Raw genomic sequence first — 15,117 nt, 5'->3', positions numbered from 1 at the left:
AAAAGGATCACCTCAGGTTGCCGGGATCGGTTACAAAATTGAGGAATGCGTTGAACTTGGCGTTGTATTTTCTTTTATCAAGTTTATAATAGAAGGCGCCGCGTTTGGAACTCAATCTTTCCTTATCCTTTTGTTTGATCAGCAAACCGGTAGACAGGACTTTGCGGCTGAAGTTCCTTTTATCGAACGTCACATCATAAACGCCCTCGTACAGCAGTTGCAACTGGGGAATAGTAAATTTACTTGGCAGCAGTTCAAACAAGATCGGGTGAATTGCTGCCTTGTACCTTAACTTCTCTTTAGCCATATTCACCATTTCCATATGGTCGAAGATGAGGTCTGGCAGGCTGTCGAGATCTACCCACTCCGCCTTGTATTCGTCTGTCAGCTGTTGTACATACTGGTTGATATCTATCAGTGCAAAATAGGTGACAGAGATAGTTCTTTCAACAGGATCGCGTTCCGGCTCCCCGAATGCGAACAACTGTTCCATATATACGCCTTCGAGGCCAGTCAATTTATGCAAAATGCGGGCGGCAGCGGCTTCCAGGCCTTCGCCCGGTTGTACGAATCCACCCATGAGGCTCCACTTGTTCTTTTGTGGCTCAAATCCACGCTTGATCAACAACAGTTTCAGTTTTTCGCCATCGAAACCGAAAATAATACAGTCAACCGCCACGAGCATTCTCGATTGCCCAGAGTAACGAGTCATACAGAAAAATTTATATAAGGCGGCAATTTATGTTTCCTGCCTGATATTAGAAAATATATACCTGCTAAAATAAGTGTTGCAACACCGGATCAGTATAATCACTGACAAAGGCTTCGATATTGTCGTAAGCTGCAAATTCTTCCCGTGTATGCATGGTAGTTAATACTACGGCTTTCATCCCGGCATTCCGGGCTGCCTCCACTCCTTTTGGCGCATCCTCAAATACAAGACAGGAAACAGGGTCTGCGTTTAAGGCAGCGGCGCATTTAAGGAACACTTCCGGATCAGGTTTGCTCATCACTACATCTTCAGCACTGATCACTGCTTGGAAATAGTCGCGGATATGCAGGTTGTCCAATACAAAATCGATATTAAACTGGTTGGCGGCGGTGCCTATTGCCATAGGGATCTGTTGTTCCCTGGCTTTGCTGAGAAAAGCAGGGAGGCCTTCTATAAGGGCCAGGTGTGGTCTGAATGCTTCCTGGTACAATACCTCTTTTCTATGGGCAATGTCCATCATTTCTTCCAGCGTGAAATGATCTTTCCCGAAGACCCGTACCAGCAGTTCTTCATTCTTACCATACATATGCCCTCTTACCTGTTCCCTGGATAATGAAGCTCCCAGCGTTTGAAGCATATTATACCAACCTTCAAGATGGAATTCCATGTCGTTGATCATCGTTCCGTTCATATCGAACAGGAACGCTTTGTATTTTCCTTTCATGGCGCCAAAATTAAACATTTGCAGCGATAAAGCCATATGACACCGTGCAGGACCGTGTTTTAACTGTTTATGCAACAATTAATAAATAACCGGCTGTAGCCATTAAAACCTGCCGAAATCCTTATATTTGAACCGGTAGCTAAACAAATGATAACATATCCTAACCCTTTGTTTATCTCTAAAAGAACATTATGGACATCATAGAACGCAACAATATCCATGTGACCGGAAACCTCGACGCCCCATCTTGTATCGTTTTCAATGCGGGATTCGGACTTGACCAGACCTCTTTCAAAGAGGTCATACCGGCGTTTGAAAACGACTACCAGATCGTAACTTTCGACAATGTAAGCGTCGGGAAGTCGGACAGTAATGCGTTTAGTCCTAAACGTTACGAAACCATCAACGGTTTTGCAGCAGACCTGGCAGAAATTATTACAGCGCTGGAACTTAACAACATTATCTATGTGGGTCATTCGGTCAGCGGAATAACAGGCATGCTCACCTATACCCATTACCCGGAACTGTTCCAGAAAATGGTGCTGGTAGGCGCCAGTCCCCGGTACCTGAACGATCCGGCCACTTCCTATATAGGCGGTTTTGATGTTCCTACCCTCAACAGTTTATTCGAAGCCATGGAGGCTAACTACTACGCCTGGGCGGCGGGATTTTCGAAGCTGGCTATGCGGAATGAAGACAGGCCCGAGCTGGCAGAAGAATTCGCCTATAACCTGGGAAAGATCAGGGAAGATATGGCCATCATTATAGCCAGGGCTATATTTTATCTCGACCATCGGGCAGAACTTCCCAAACTCAAGATCCCAACATTGATCCTGCAAACAGAAAATGATGTTGCGGTACCCCCGGTAGTGGGCGAATACATACACCGGCACATCTCCGACAGCAGGCTGGTTAAAGTGCATACAGAAGGGCATTTCCCGCAGATCTCTGCGCCTCAGGAGGTTATTGCAGCCATCCAATCATTTATCTGATCGTATTAAAAAAGCATCATGCCCCAGAATAACTGGATTCGTAAAGCGCTCGATTTTGTCAATCAAACCAGTTACCTGGACAGGAACAATCCTGCGCCGGTTATCCTGTCGAACAGCCTCCGGCATGTTAAACAGGCTACCGATGCCAGTTTGATATTGCATATCGAGTTTGTAGATGAAGATACGGCCAGGGTGCGCGGCGCCTTGCCGGAGAGCTATAACGAATTCACCATTACCTCTGCTTCTTTGCAAAGGGTTATTAAAAGCCAGGGGTCCCGTGTTGTTTTCTGGGAAGAGATCCCGGAAGCAGGCCATGGGTTGACAAATATCCTGAAGCATATCCATGCTGTTGTTATGTTGCCTGTTACTACCATAACCACTGACGGCATATTACTGATCGGCTGGGAACATCCGCTGAAATTCAACGAGGACTTCAAAGTTTGTATGGAAACCATCAGTGTGCGGCTCAGGGAGATATTGGAACAGACAAGACAGCTGAATTACTTCCGGAAAATAGCTGTCAGGTATGGGGCAATCCTTCACCGGGTACCACATGCCCTGGTATTTATCAATAACGATGGGCGCAGCGGCTGGATCAATGAAGAAGCGGCGCAGCTGTTGCACCTGGCTACGCCGGGCGATCAGCTGACGGCGGTGATCTCCGATGCCATGACGCACCTGAGGGAACGGGCGTTGAATAAAGAGGAAATATATAAGAAAGCTATAGAAGTGTTTTCGAAAGTAGATGTAACCCGCGACTGGGAATGGCATTTTCCTGATGAAACCCTGCTGGTATCTTACCTGCCTGTCCAGATGCCGCAGATCTCCGGCCGGTTATGGGTGTTCGAGAAAAAGCAGCCTATCGGCGGTTGATCAGTCGATCACATACCTGTCTTCCGCCTGACCTTGCGGAACACGGCCTCCACTTAATTCAAGTACAGTTTCTTCTATTGTTTTACACATACTGTTGAGCGCAAGATCATTAGATTCAACCCCAAATGGCTCTTCTATTTCGTCGGCAATCGCTTCAAAAGCCACAAACGTATAAGCGATAAAAACGACTATAAAAGGTGTGAACCAACCCAGGTTGTCCACTAACCCGAACGGCAACATGAGGCAATAAATGTAAACCGTACGATGCAGCAAAACGCTGTAACTGTAAGGGATAGGTGTGGATGTAATCCGCTCGCATCCTCCTTCTACGTCGTACAACCTGTCGAAGTTTGTGTCAAAAAGGGACTGTTGAATAGAATCGATCCTTCCCTGCTCCTTCGCGGCTGCTACCCATCCGGCCATTCGTTTTGTTAACACGGCAAACTTATATTTAGCCTCGCGTACTGCTTCCAGGTCTTCGCCCTGCAGGTATTTCTCCATGTCCTGCGTGGCGTCTGTTCTCCTTAACTGGTGTTTTAAAGCGTATAAGGATGCGATCTGCAGGTGAATGAACCTTTCTTTCTCCGCTTCGCCTGCCGCATTGCCAAGGGTGAGCATTTGCCTCGTCAAAGCCCTGTGGATGTTGAGCAAGGCGCCCCAGAGTTTACGTCCTTCCCAGAACCTTTCATAGCTTGCACTATTCCGGAAACCAAGGAATAAGGCTAACACAAAACCAAACATAGTAAGCGGTACCGGGTTAAGAGGTACCTTAAAGGAGAGAACAACACCATGAAAGTAGGTTACCAACAAGGCAACGGTGAATAACAGACCTAACCTCGGTAACAATGCCGGTAACACAGAACCCCTCCATACAAAAAGCATTTTGAACCAATGTTCCTTTTTCCTTACTATCATATTTCTCATGCCCCGTATGCAGGGAGCACACTAAAATTACTCAAATTTGTTACTATTCACATGCAGAAAAATAAATGCCTCAAGATATCAGAACCATTAATTACATTTGGACTATATTACTTAGGAACACTGATATGGCAACAACCAACGCACCTGCAACAAACACTCCGCAAAACGTCACGGATTATCCCAATAACAATACCTACTTCCTGGTTTGGAACTTCCGGGAAAACACGGCAGCAGAACAATTGAAATCCGTATTCCAGCGGGTTTGCGCTTTAGTCATTAACCTGAATAATTCAGCGCTCGACAGGTTTCCCGACTCGAAGGCCAGTTGCGTAATGGGCATTGGTTACGAGGCCTGGTTGAAATTGGATTTACCGCAACCGCTTCCAAAAGAGCTCAAAAATTTTGAGGCAATAAAAGGCGATAAACATACCTCTGTATCCACAAAGGGCGACCTGCATTTTCATATCCGTTCAGATGTTAAAAGCCTGGCTTATGATATGGCTGCCGTCATTTCAGAAATGATGAACAGCGTTGCAGATTGCGTAGTAGAAGTACATGGCTTCAGGTACTGGGATAGCCGCTCGATCCTGGGGTTCGTGGATGGAACAGAAAACCCTCACGGCGCCGACAGAACTTATTTTGCCGTCATCGACGACCAGGACCCACTTTATAAAGGAGGCAGTTATCTTTTCGTTCAGAAATACATCCACGACCTGGATGCATGGAAGTCGCTCACGGTAGAAGAACAGGAGAAAGTGATAGGCAGGTCGAAGGACCGGGACATTGAAATGAGCGACGATATAAAACCTAAAAACTCGCATATCGCGCTGGCAAATATCGGCGACGACCTGAAAGTGGTGCGCGATAACATGCCATTTGGCAGCGTAGCTTCCAATGAAATGGGCACATATTTCATCTGCTATGCAAGTACTTTCAGCACTGTTGAAAAAATGCTGACGAATATGTTCATCGGTAATCCTCCGGGCAATTACGATCGTATACTGGATTTCAGCAAGGCTACTACCGGGGGTTTGTTCTTTGTTCCGTCTACAGGATTGCTGGATTCGTTCGGGGGATAACTACCCCGTTTTCGAAAATAAATTTGGAAACTAAACACTGTTTAGTATATTTGCACTGTAAATAAATTATAACATTGGGAATAGTAGAAAGAAAAGAGCGGGAGAAAGCAGAAATGCGCAGGAAGATTGTAGACGTTGCTGTCCGCATGTTCGTAGAACAAGGATATGAGAAAGTATCCATCAGGAACATTGCCGATAAAATTGAATACAGTCCTGCTACTATCTATCTTTATTACAAGGATAAAGACCAACTGTTGTATGATGTACAAACGGAGGCCTTTGATAGTCTTTACAAAGCTTTTGCTGAACAGGTGACCAGCAGCGATCCGTTTGAACGCCTGGAGCAATTAGCCTACGCATACCTGGACTTTGCCTGGAAGAACCCTGAACTTTACGACCTGATGTTTATTATTAAAGCGCCAATGAACGCCATCGCGGAGGAAGAAAAATGGAAAGGAGGCGATGATTCTTATAATGCATTAGTGAATTTAGTATCTGAGTGTGTAGAGAAGAAGCTGATCCGGCAAAACGATCCTGCGCTGGCGGCTTTGTCGATGTGGGCATTCGCTCACGGGTTTGTCAGTTTGCAGCTTCGGGGTCGTTGTCAGAAAGCTACGGGGTATACCGAAGAAGAAATGCCGGATGTGATACGGCGGGCGGTAAAAGAATACCTGCAATTAATTAAAGCCTGAGGGCTTTTTTTTAACAATGCAAATAAACACCGTTAAGTATATCAACAATGATTACAACAAGCCACTGTGGCTTATTTTTTTGAAGATCAATAAACACCGTTCACTATGTACACACTCGTCAAAAAAGGATCAATGTTAACCGCCTCGCTGGCCGTCAGCATCACTTCCTTTGCACAACGCAACGTATTAGACGACTACATACAGCAGGCATTTCACAATAACAAAGGATTGAAATCGCAGCAATTTGAACTGACACAGTCTATGCTCGCCCTGCAGGAAGCAAAAAGCCTCTTCGGACCCAACGTTGCCGTTCTGGGTAGTTACACGAAATCAAAAGGCGGGCGAACCATCGACTTTCCCATTGGCGATATTATGAATCCTGTGTATAACAGTCTTAATCAACTCACCAACAGCCACCAGTTCAAATCGCTCGACAACGTATCTGTACAACTGAATCCCGACAACTTCTACGACGCCAAAGTGAGAGCCTCTCTCCCGCTCATTAACGCAGAGATCTATTACAACCAGAAAATAAAACAGGAACAGATCTCCCAGCAACAGGCAGCGCTGAACGTTTATAAAAGGGAATTGGTAAAAGACATTAAAACCGCTTATTTCCAGTATTACCAGGCGTATCAATCTGTCGACATCTACCGGAACGCTATGCTGCTGATCAATGAAAACATCCGGATCAATGAAAGCATGGTCCGCAACGGCATCCGGAACAACACAGCTTTATACAGGGCTAAAACGGAACAGGAAAAGATCACCGCAGATATCAACCAGGCGGAGAACAATCGTCGTAACGCCAAAGCCTATTTCAATTTCCTGCTTAACAGGGAGCTCGACGCAGATATACAACTCGACAGCACCCTGCTTAATACCCGGGCTTACCTTCCCGGCAACGACATCAGCGGACGGGAAGAATTACAGCAATATAAAAGCGCTACCAAAGCATTGCAGTTAAACGAAAAAATGCAACGCTCCTACCTGGTGCCCAAGCTCAATACCTTTATCGACCTCGGCTCTCAGGGCACGTTTGCCGCCTTTAACAGGGATACCAGGTATTACCTGTTTGGCGTGAACCTGGAATGGAACATCTTCTCTTCCAACAAACAGAAATATCGGATACAGCAGGCTAACAACCAGGTATTGCAGGTAAAAAATGATGCAGATAAAACTGCCGACGCCCTGCAACTGCAGCTCTATCAAAGCATCCAGGACTACCAGACAGCCATCGCCAACCTGGCTGCAGCCAAAAGCCAGCTATCATTTTCGGAAAAATATTACAGGGACCAGCTGAAAGTCTACAAAGAAGGACAACTCCTCTACCTGGAGCTGCTGGATGCACAAAACCAGTTAACACAATCTCAACTTAAACATACCATGGCCCTTGCTGCTGTACAAACCGCCTATGCAAATGTAGAGCGCACCCAGGCAGCGTATGATATTTCTGAACATCAATAATCCATCAACATGAAAAATACTTATCTCCTTGGTTCACTGGCTGTCGTTCTTGCCGCCTGCGGCCAGCCAACTCCTGAAAATAATTCCCAGCCTACCGATACCATTCCTGTTCGTGTTATCTCGCTGGGGCAGCAAGCGGTAAATGGCGTCGTACAGGCATCAGGCCAATTCACTACAGACGATGAAGTGTATCTCTCCTTCAAAACCAATGGTATCATCAGCCAGATATATGTGAAAGAAGGCGACAAGATCAGGGCCGGGCAACTGCTGGCAACATTAGATCCTACAGAGATCAATGCACAGTTGCAACGCGACCAGCTGACCGTAGAAAAGGCGCAGCGGGATTATGAAAGAACATTACGCCTGTATAACGACAGCGTATCTACGAAAGAACAACTGGAAAACAGCAAAACGGCACTGGACCTGGCCAAACAGCAGCTAAATGCAACCCGGTTCAACAGAACACATTCAGAGATCCGCGCACCCAAAGACGGGTACGTGTTGCATAAACTGGCTAACAGCGGTCAAACCATCACCTCCGGCACGCCGGTGCTGCAAACCAACGGCGCATCCAACGCCAAATGGCTGCTGCGTGTAGGCTTAAGCGATAAGGAATGGGCATTGGTTAAAAATGGCGACAGCGCTACTATAGAAGCCGGGAACCAGGTACTGGCAGCAAGGGTCAGCAGGAAGGCAGAAGGTATTGATCCCGCCAGCGGTACTTTCCTGACGGATATACAGCTAAACAATCCAGGCGTTGCTGCCATTGCAACAGGAATGTTTGGAAAATGCACTATCAAAACCAGCGGCCAGGCACATGCCGCAGTATGGCGCATTCCCTACAGCGCGCTGTTAGACGGAGATGGCACTACAGGCGCCGTTTTCATCACCAACGACAGGAAAACAGCGCAACGTATCCCGGTTACTATTGCTGGTATGGAAAAAGACGAGGTATTGATCAGCGGCGGTATGGAAAAGGCCAGCAACTTAATAGTATCAGGAAGCGCTTACCTGAAAGATCAATCACTTATCCGCATCATTCCTTAAACGCTGCAGTCATGAAAATAGCCAAATACGCGGTAAAGAACTACCAGTTCACCCTTGTAATATTTATAATGATCATTGTACTGGGCGTGACCACTATCCTGACCATGCCCAGGTCTGAAGATCCGGAAATGAGATCCCCGCAATACACCGTGGTTGTATTATACCCGGGTACCAGTCCCAAAGACATGGAAGACCTGGTAGTAGATCCGCTGGAAAAAGAGATCTACGGGCTGGATGATATCAAACATGTACGTACCACGATTAACGATGGCGTGGCCGTGATACGGGTAGAATATAAATACAGTTCGGACGTAGACCAGAAATACCAGGAGCTGGTAAGAGAAGTCAATAATAAACGTAAAGACCTGCCTGCTGATATTTACAGCATAGACGTAAAGAAACAGGAGCCTTCAGATGTAAACGTCTTGCAGGTAGCGCTGATATCAGAAAACGCGTCCAGGGACCAGTTGAAAAAGTATGCCGATAACCTGCAGGATGAATTGGAAAAAGTTCCGGCGCTAAAAAAGGTTGAGATCCATGGATTGCCTGATCAGCAGGTGCGGATTGAACTGGCGCTGGATAAAATGGCGCAGCTTCATTTGCCACTGGGCGCTATCATGAATGCCGTACAAAGTGAAATGGCGAATATCCCCGGTGGAAGCATAGAAGCAGGCGACAAATCTTTCAACATCAAAACCAGCGGCAATTACCAGCATATCGATGAAATTGGCAATACCATTGTAGCTGCGCCTAACGGCAAAAATATTCTGCTGAAAGACATTGCCACCATTTACTATGGCTTTGAAGACGAGAAATATTTTGTACGGCTGAATGGCCATAGAAGCGTAGTGGTTTCGGCAGCGCAGAAAACGGGAGAAAACATCACTAAAACGCAGGAACAGTATAAACCGGTACTGGAAAAATTCAGGAAAACGCTGCCAGCCAATATAGACATGGTGCAATACTTCGACCAGGCGGATGCGGTGAACAGCCGGCTTAGCGGGCTGGGTAAAGATTTCCTGATCGCCATATTGCTGGTAGCGCTCACACTGCTGCCCCTGGGTCAACGCCCTTCCCTGATCGTAATGATCTCTATCCCGTTATCCTTATCGCTGGGCATTGTGTTGCTTCATATGTTCGGTTATAACCTGAACCAGCTCAGTATTGTAGGTTTGGTAGTGGCGTTGGGGTTATTGGTAGATGACAGTATTGTAGTGGTAGAAAATATTGAAAGATGGATGCTGGAAGGATACAGCAGGATGGACGCAACCCTGAAAGCGACGAGCCAGATAGGTATGGCTGTAATTGGTTGTACGGCTTCTCTTATCATTGCATTTATGCCGCTGGTATTTATGCCTGAAGGGAGCGGCGACTTCATACGCAGTTTGCCGTTGGCAGTAATATTCAGCGTACTGGCATCCATGGCTATTTCCCTTACGATCATCCCATTCCTTTCCAGCCGTTTACTGAAAGAACATACAGGGCATCCCGACGGCAATATGTTTATGCGTTTCCTGAAAAAGCTGATACACGGAAGCTATGCACGGTTGTTGGACAAAGCGTTGCAAAGACCGGTGTTAAGCCTGCTGGTAGCGCTGGCGATTTTCGTTGGGTCGCTTGGTTTATTTAAGGTGATTGGTTTCAGCCTGTTTCCTGCTTCAGAAAAACCGCAGTTCCTCATCAATATTTTCACGCCGCCGCAGAGCAACCTGGCCTATACGAATAAGATCGTGGAGCAGATCGAGAAAGAGCTGAAGAAAGAACCACGCGTTGCTTCCTTTGCAAGCAATATCGGTAAAGGAAACCCCAGGATCTACTACAATGAGGTCCAGGAAAACGAGAGAAGCGATTACGCCCAGTTATTTGTGCAGCTTGATAAGCATACTACCACTGCACAGAAAATGCAACTGATAGAAAAGCTGAGAGGTAAATGGACCCCTTATCCCGGCGCCAGGATCGAGGTTAAGAACTTTGAACAGGGGCCGCCGGTAACGGCGCCTGTGGAAGTACGGATATTCGGCGACAACCTGGACACGCTCCGTACATTGGCTGCGAGGGTACAGAAGATGCTGGAAAAAACACCGGGTACTATCTATATCAACAACCCCATCGACCAGTTAAAATCCGACATCCGGGTAGAAATAGACCGGGAGAAAGCGCAACAGCTGGGTATCCCAACGGTGAACATAGACCGGGTAGTACGGCTGGCCATTGCAGGCATCAACCTGGGGCAGTATAACGATAAGAATGATAATGATTACGATATCCTGCTTACAAAACAGAAAACCGGTAAGCCAACCATGGATGTATTCAATTCATTGTATGTAAACAACCAGCAGGGAGCTGCCATCCCTTTATCGCAGGTTGCCCAGCTGAAGCTGGAAACATCGCCTTTAACCATCAGGCACCAGGAAAAGAACAGGGTGGCGGCTGTAACTGCGTTTATCCGGAAAGGATACCTTACAGATAAGGTAATTGAAAACGTAGTGAAACAAATGGATGCCACGGCGTTGCCTGCAGGATATTCTTACGAAATGGGCGGAGAAGTTGAAAGTAAAAAGAATTCGTTCGGCGGATTTATGACGGTGATCATCGTTACTGTATTCCTTTTCATTGCCGCGTTGATCCTGCAGTTTAAAACCTTTAAAAGCATGCTCATCGTTTTATCAGTCATCCCGCTGGGAATTGTGGGAGCTGTCATAGCCTTATGGATGACAGGCAACAGTTTATCTTTCGTGGCTATTATCGGGCTGATTGCACTGGCAGGGATTGAAGTAAAGAATACCATCCTGCTGGTAGACTTTACCAACCAGTTGCGCATGCAGGGCAAACCGATAGCGGAAGCGATCAGGGAAGCCGGCGAGGTAAGGTTCCTTCCAATTGTGCTCACTTCGTTAACGGCCATTGGAGGGTTAATACCGATCGCTATCTCTACCAACCCATTGATCGCACCACTGGCTATTGTGTTGATCGGGGGATTGATCAGCAGTACTCTTTTGTCGCGTGTGGTAACGCCCGTAGTTTACCAATTGATCCCGCCTGCTATTGAACAGGTTAAGGTTGTAGGACATGAGGAGAAAAGGAAGATAAATGAGCCGGCGCTTATATAATTTCGTAATAGTTCCGTATTTTTAGGGCTGATTCGAGAAACTCCAATCCTCTGAAAAATTGAATTCTATGAAAAAAATCTTACTGCCGTTTGTAAGTATGTTGTTGCTCCTTTGCGTTATCAACCAATCAGCGCAAGCACAATTGAAAAGGTTTAGTATTGGTCCTTTCGTTGAAGTAGGCTTTCCGACAGGCGATTTCGGTGATACTCATAATACAGGTTATGGTATTGGTCTGGGCGCCGATCTCAAGTTGGTTGCAGGTCTTACTGCTGTAGGTTCTGTAAGCTACTTCCGTTTCCCGGGCAAAACCGTTTCTACGCCAACAGGCAACTACGACGTTAAAAGCGCTAACGTGATCCCGATCCGTTTAGGTTTGAGATACAATCTTATTTCACTGTTGTATGTTAAAGTAGAAGGCGGTACCGCCAATTTTACCGGCGACTATAACAACGGGGTAGGCGCGTTAGTGGCTCCTGGTATCGGTATCCGTTTACTGGGCCTTGATGTGGAAGCAAAATATGAAGCCTGGTTCCATGATAAAACTCATGGCTTCTTCGGGCTGAAAGCGGGTTATAATTTCTAATTACTACTTCTTAAATTTAAAAGGGCCGGTCAGAACGTTGTTTCTGGCCGGCCCGCCTATTTTTGACAAACACTCAGAATAATTCTACCGTCCAGGTTTTCTCCAGTACTTCACCCGGCGCCAGTTGATTGATCCCCTCCTTCTCCTCCAGGTTACCGCTGGCATTCACGCTATCGGCAATCCCGCACCAGGGTTCAATACAAACGAAATCGGCATCTTTTGCCGCCCATATACCCATATAAGGGAATCCTTCGTAACTAACGGTAAGGCCGTGCGGCGTCTTTTTACTCCGGATGCTGATGGCGGTTGAAGCCAGCGACTTAAACACCAACGCATCTTTATAAAAGAGAGATTTCTTCAATGGCAAATCGCTGGTATGCGCCAGGAAAGGTACAGGCGTAAGCTCTACCTGTCCTTCTGCCGATAAAGGCCAGATACCGGCGTTTTCTTCTTTATTGAAAGAAAGATAATAGTCCTCATAACTGGTACCTTCTGCAAGCGGCACTTTAAACGCCGGGTGTGCGCCTACTGAAAACAACATTACGTTGGTATCGGTATTCTCTACACGATAAGTTACCTTCAATGTATTTCCATCCAGGCGGTAAGTAACATTGAACTTAAACCTGAACGGGTATACTTCATGAGACGCAGCGCTGTCTGCCAGCTGGAAGGTAGCCGACTGCCCGTCTTGCTGTACCACGGTAAACAACTGCTCCCTTGCAAAACCATGCCGGCCCAGCTTATAGGTCTGCCCTTTGTATTGATAGGCGTTTTGTTTCAACCCTCCTACTATCGGGAACAGCACCGGGCTTTTCTTCCCCCAGAACGCGGGATCGCCGCTCCAGAGATATTCGAGGTTCAGATCATTCCGGCGGATACTTTGCAATTCAGCGCCCTGCTCAGCCACCTGGACTGTAAGTTTTTCGTTAGCTATTTGTATCATGAGAAGAAGTTTTTTTTTCACGCAAAGAAACAAAGGAAGGCAAAGAGGCAAAGGATTTTTTTTAAGAAAATAAGAAGCGAAGAAATTTATTAAGGTATTAAGGAGGGAAGGAACAAAGAATGTATTTATATATTCTTGCCTTTTGCTCTCCTTACAAAAATCCTTTGTTTCTTATTTCTTACAAAAAACCTTCGCTGCTTATTTTCTTAAAAAAGTCCTTCGCTTCTTATTTTCTTAAAAAAAATCCTTTGCCTCTTTGCCTTCCTCTGCGTCTCTGCGTGCCATCACTGCCTGATGCGGAAGCCATAACCCAGCACCACTGTACCTGCACCGATGTTGTTCTTACCGTTGGCAGAACCTTTCTGGATGTTCAGGAAACCGTAGTTGCCGCCACCTTCGATAAAGATGGAGCTGCGACCGAATTGGTACGCTACGCCAACGTTACCGCTGATACCTACGTTCACTTTGTTAAGCTGATTTTTGATGTCTACATCTGCATCCAATGGCGTGGCCGGAAGAATTTGCGTCTGGCCTTGCGGATCGAGGTAAACAGGGCTGGTACCGGTAACAACCTGTTTAGCGCTGAGCAGGAAGCCTACGAACGGTCCTGCATCAACGTAGAGGCGGAAAGGCGACTTGCCCAGGTTCCAACCGAATTTAGCCAGGATAGGTACCATCAGGTAATTGAACTTCGCTTCGCTTTTGAAGTTGGCGTAGGTATATAAAGTACCCGGAGGCAATTGCGACGCCATACGGGGATCGGCAGGCATGGCCTGCAGCCCTTCTTTTTTACCTCCTTGTCCTGAGAAGTTTACCTGGGCCTGTATGGAGAATAATTTGCTGAAATGATATTCGCCAAAGATGCCGAATTCAGGCCCTAAACGGGATTTATACCCCTCGTTTAAAGGATTGCTTTCTTTACCGCCGGCAGAAAGGTTGGGAATACTGATACCGCCTCTTGCACCGAGGTCGATCTGTTGTGCATTAGCCTGGAGTCCGCAGAATGCGACAACAACTGGCATAAGCCATTTAAAGGAATGTTGGATTTTCATAACTAATGAATAGTTGTTAAATAGAAAGCATAAATGTAATCATTAATTAACATTACTTAGCCACCCGGCAATAAATGACAGTACTTCCCTGCCTTCCGGTTCGTTATGTAATTCGTGATACATCCGTTCCCATTCCTTGTATGTAAGCCATTGTTCGGGCGCTTTGGCAGCAAAGCTGCGGGAGCCTTCTATGGCTGTAAAAGCATCGGCGGTGCCATGTATTAAAAGTGTAGGAATCTTCAGTTCGGCGGCATGTTCAATACTCCATCTTCCATACTGTATCATATCATTGGCCAGCCGGAGACTCAGCTTATCATGTCGTAAAGGATCATTCGCAAATTTCGTGATGGCAGCCTGATCGTGGGAGATCTTGTTGATGTCGAGTCCCTGGTTGATCCTGAGATTGGGAGACAAGCTGCTGAGTAATTTCAATGTACTGCGGAGTACTGCCCCGGGGTTCCGGGCAACGATCAAAGCAGGAGCGGAAACTACGGCAGCCTGTATATCAGGCTGGCGTTTCAGGAGAAAACTCATCAGTATACCGCCGCCCATGCTGTGCCCATACATGACAACGGGAAGATGATAGGTAGCTTTGACATGGTCCAGGAAGGCGGAAAGATATGCAAACGTCCATTCATAGCCCCTGGACGCCCCTTTTTTACCATCGCTTTTTCCATGCCCGTAATGATCGATCCCTATCACAGCAAAGCCCTGCTGTTCAAAAAAGGCGGCTACATGTTCGTAGCGTCCTATATGCTCTCCTATTCCATGAACGATGATCATTACCCTGTTGAATTTTGCAGGAACCCAACTGGCGCCATGGAACCTGGTTTGCTCATAAGACCAGTAAAAATCTTTCATACCTGGAGTTTTAGTGCAGGAAATGACAATAAAGAATATCTTTATGCCCTGTTTTTTC

The 15,117-nt window shown here is 46.5% G+C and carries 14 protein-coding genes; 8 read left to right on the top strand and 6 right to left on the bottom strand.

Features of this window, described 5'->3' with window-relative positions; genetic code table 11:
- Positions 1 to 7: 7 nt before the first annotated feature.
- Positions 8 to 712 (bottom strand): NUDIX hydrolase, encoded by a 705-nt coding sequence (locus BLV62_RS05025; RefSeq protein WP_089759314.1) that lies wholly within the window; start codon positions 710 to 712, stop codon positions 8 to 10.
- 64 nt (positions 713 to 776) lie between these two features.
- Positions 777 to 1,436 carry an HAD family hydrolase gene (locus tag BLV62_RS05020; RefSeq protein ID WP_089759422.1) on the bottom strand — a complete coding sequence of 220 codons (660 nt, stop codon included), beginning with the start codon at positions 1,434 to 1,436 and terminating at the stop codon, positions 777 to 779.
- Positions 1,437 to 1,627: 191 nt separating this feature from the next.
- Here BLV62_RS05020 and BLV62_RS05015 point away from each other — a divergent pair, with 191 nt between their 5' ends.
- On the top strand, positions 1,628 to 2,428 hold the full coding sequence (locus BLV62_RS05015) for an alpha/beta fold hydrolase (RefSeq protein WP_089759312.1): 801 nt from the start codon (positions 1,628 to 1,630) through the stop codon (positions 2,426 to 2,428).
- 18 nt (positions 2,429 to 2,446) lie between these two features.
- A complete protein-coding gene (locus BLV62_RS05010) occupies positions 2,447 to 3,301 on the top strand; it encodes a hypothetical protein (RefSeq protein WP_089759310.1) in 855 nt (284 codons plus the stop codon).
- On the opposite strand, the gene BLV62_RS05005 is transcribed toward BLV62_RS05010, so the two are convergent.
- A complete protein-coding gene (locus tag BLV62_RS05005) occupies positions 3,302 to 4,216 on the bottom strand; it encodes a bestrophin family protein (protein ID WP_089759420.1) in 915 nt (304 codons plus the stop codon). It abuts the gene before it with no gap.
- A 134-nt stretch (positions 4,217 to 4,350) separates the two neighbouring features.
- Between BLV62_RS05005 and BLV62_RS05000 the strand changes: the two genes are divergently transcribed.
- The 6 genes from BLV62_RS05000 to BLV62_RS04975 all read left to right on the top strand — a co-directional run bounded on the left by BLV62_RS05000 (position 4,351) and on the right by BLV62_RS04975 (position 12,203).
- Entirely contained in the window at positions 4,351 to 5,304 is a 954-nt protein-coding gene (locus BLV62_RS05000) for a Dyp-type peroxidase (protein ID WP_089759418.1), read from the top strand.
- A gap of 74 nt (positions 5,305 to 5,378) precedes the next feature.
- The gene (locus BLV62_RS04995; RefSeq protein ID WP_089759308.1) at positions 5,379 to 5,996 is read left to right on the top strand and encodes a TetR/AcrR family transcriptional regulator; all 618 of its coding nucleotides are present in this window, start codon (positions 5,379 to 5,381) and stop codon (positions 5,994 to 5,996) included.
- 105 nt (positions 5,997 to 6,101) lie between these two features.
- On the top strand, positions 6,102 to 7,463 hold the full coding sequence (locus tag BLV62_RS04990; RefSeq protein WP_089759306.1) for a TolC family protein: 1,362 nt from the start codon (positions 6,102 to 6,104) through the stop codon (positions 7,461 to 7,463).
- A gap of 9 nt (positions 7,464 to 7,472) precedes the next feature.
- The gene (locus tag BLV62_RS04985; protein ID WP_211117666.1) at positions 7,473 to 8,510 is read left to right on the top strand and encodes an efflux RND transporter periplasmic adaptor subunit; all 1,038 of its coding nucleotides are present in this window, start codon (positions 7,473 to 7,475) and stop codon (positions 8,508 to 8,510) included.
- A gap of 11 nt (positions 8,511 to 8,521) precedes the next feature.
- Entirely contained in the window at positions 8,522 to 11,620 is a 3,099-nt protein-coding gene (locus tag BLV62_RS04980; protein WP_089759301.1) for an efflux RND transporter permease subunit, read from the top strand.
- Between the two features lie 67 nt (positions 11,621 to 11,687).
- Positions 11,688 to 12,203 carry an outer membrane beta-barrel protein gene (locus BLV62_RS04975; protein WP_089759299.1) on the top strand — a complete coding sequence of 172 codons (516 nt, stop codon included), beginning with the start codon at positions 11,688 to 11,690 and terminating at the stop codon, positions 12,201 to 12,203.
- 73 nt (positions 12,204 to 12,276) lie between these two features.
- On the opposite strand, the gene BLV62_RS04970 is transcribed toward BLV62_RS04975, so the two are convergent.
- From BLV62_RS04970 to BLV62_RS04960, 3 genes are all read right to left on the bottom strand, one after another.
- A complete protein-coding gene (locus BLV62_RS04970; RefSeq protein ID WP_089759298.1) occupies positions 12,277 to 13,146 on the bottom strand; it encodes an aldose 1-epimerase family protein in 870 nt (289 codons plus the stop codon).
- A gap of 284 nt (positions 13,147 to 13,430) precedes the next feature.
- Entirely contained in the window at positions 13,431 to 14,198 is a 768-nt protein-coding gene (locus BLV62_RS04965) for a porin family protein (RefSeq protein WP_089759295.1), read from the bottom strand.
- 42 nt (positions 14,199 to 14,240) lie between these two features.
- Positions 14,241 to 15,059: an alpha/beta hydrolase gene (locus BLV62_RS04960; RefSeq protein WP_139169934.1), complete on the bottom strand. Its 819-nt coding sequence runs from the start codon at positions 15,057 to 15,059 to the stop codon at positions 14,241 to 14,243.
- Positions 15,060 to 15,117 lie beyond the last annotated feature (58 nt).

Origin of the sequence: Chitinophaga terrae (ex Kim and Jung 2007) (genome assembly GCF_900107795.1) — a bacterium.
GTDB lineage: Bacteria > Bacteroidota > Bacteroidia > Chitinophagales > Chitinophagaceae > Chitinophaga > Chitinophaga terrae.
This window is presented reverse-complemented; position numbering and strand designations above follow the sequence as displayed.

What these genes read in the sequence shown, in the direction of transcription:
- BLV62_RS05025 (WP_089759314.1), bottom strand. Translation starts at nt 712, where the DNA reads ATGACTCGTTACTCTGGGCAATCGAGAATGCTCGTGGCGGTTGACTGT.
- BLV62_RS05020 (WP_089759422.1), bottom strand. Translation starts at nt 1,436, where the DNA reads ATGAAAGGAAAATACAAAGCGTTCCTGTTCGATATGAACGGAACGATG.
- BLV62_RS05015 (WP_089759312.1), top strand. Translation starts at nt 1,628, where the DNA reads ATGGACATCATAGAACGCAACAATATCCATGTGACCGGAAACCTCGAC.
- BLV62_RS05010 (WP_089759310.1), top strand. Translation starts at nt 2,447, where the DNA reads ATGCCCCAGAATAACTGGATTCGTAAAGCGCTCGATTTTGTCAATCAA.
- BLV62_RS05005 (WP_089759420.1), bottom strand. Translation starts at nt 4,216, where the DNA reads ATGATAGTAAGGAAAAAGGAACATTGGTTCAAAATGCTTTTTGTATGG.
- BLV62_RS05000 (WP_089759418.1), top strand. Translation starts at nt 4,351, where the DNA reads ATGGCAACAACCAACGCACCTGCAACAAACACTCCGCAAAACGTCACG.
- BLV62_RS04990 (WP_089759306.1), top strand. Translation starts at nt 6,102, where the DNA reads ATGTACACACTCGTCAAAAAAGGATCAATGTTAACCGCCTCGCTGGCC.
- BLV62_RS04985 (WP_211117666.1), top strand. Translation starts at nt 7,473, where the DNA reads ATGAAAAATACTTATCTCCTTGGTTCACTGGCTGTCGTTCTTGCCGCC.
- BLV62_RS04980 (WP_089759301.1), top strand. Translation starts at nt 8,522, where the DNA reads ATGAAAATAGCCAAATACGCGGTAAAGAACTACCAGTTCACCCTTGTA.
- BLV62_RS04975 (WP_089759299.1), top strand. Translation starts at nt 11,688, where the DNA reads ATGAAAAAAATCTTACTGCCGTTTGTAAGTATGTTGTTGCTCCTTTGC.
- BLV62_RS04970 (WP_089759298.1), bottom strand. Translation starts at nt 13,146, where the DNA reads ATGATACAAATAGCTAACGAAAAACTTACAGTCCAGGTGGCTGAGCAG.
- BLV62_RS04965 (WP_089759295.1), bottom strand. Translation starts at nt 14,198, where the DNA reads ATGAAAATCCAACATTCCTTTAAATGGCTTATGCCAGTTGTTGTCGCA.
- BLV62_RS04960 (WP_139169934.1), bottom strand. Translation starts at nt 15,059, where the DNA reads ATGAAAGATTTTTACTGGTCTTATGAGCAAACCAGGTTCCATGGCGCC.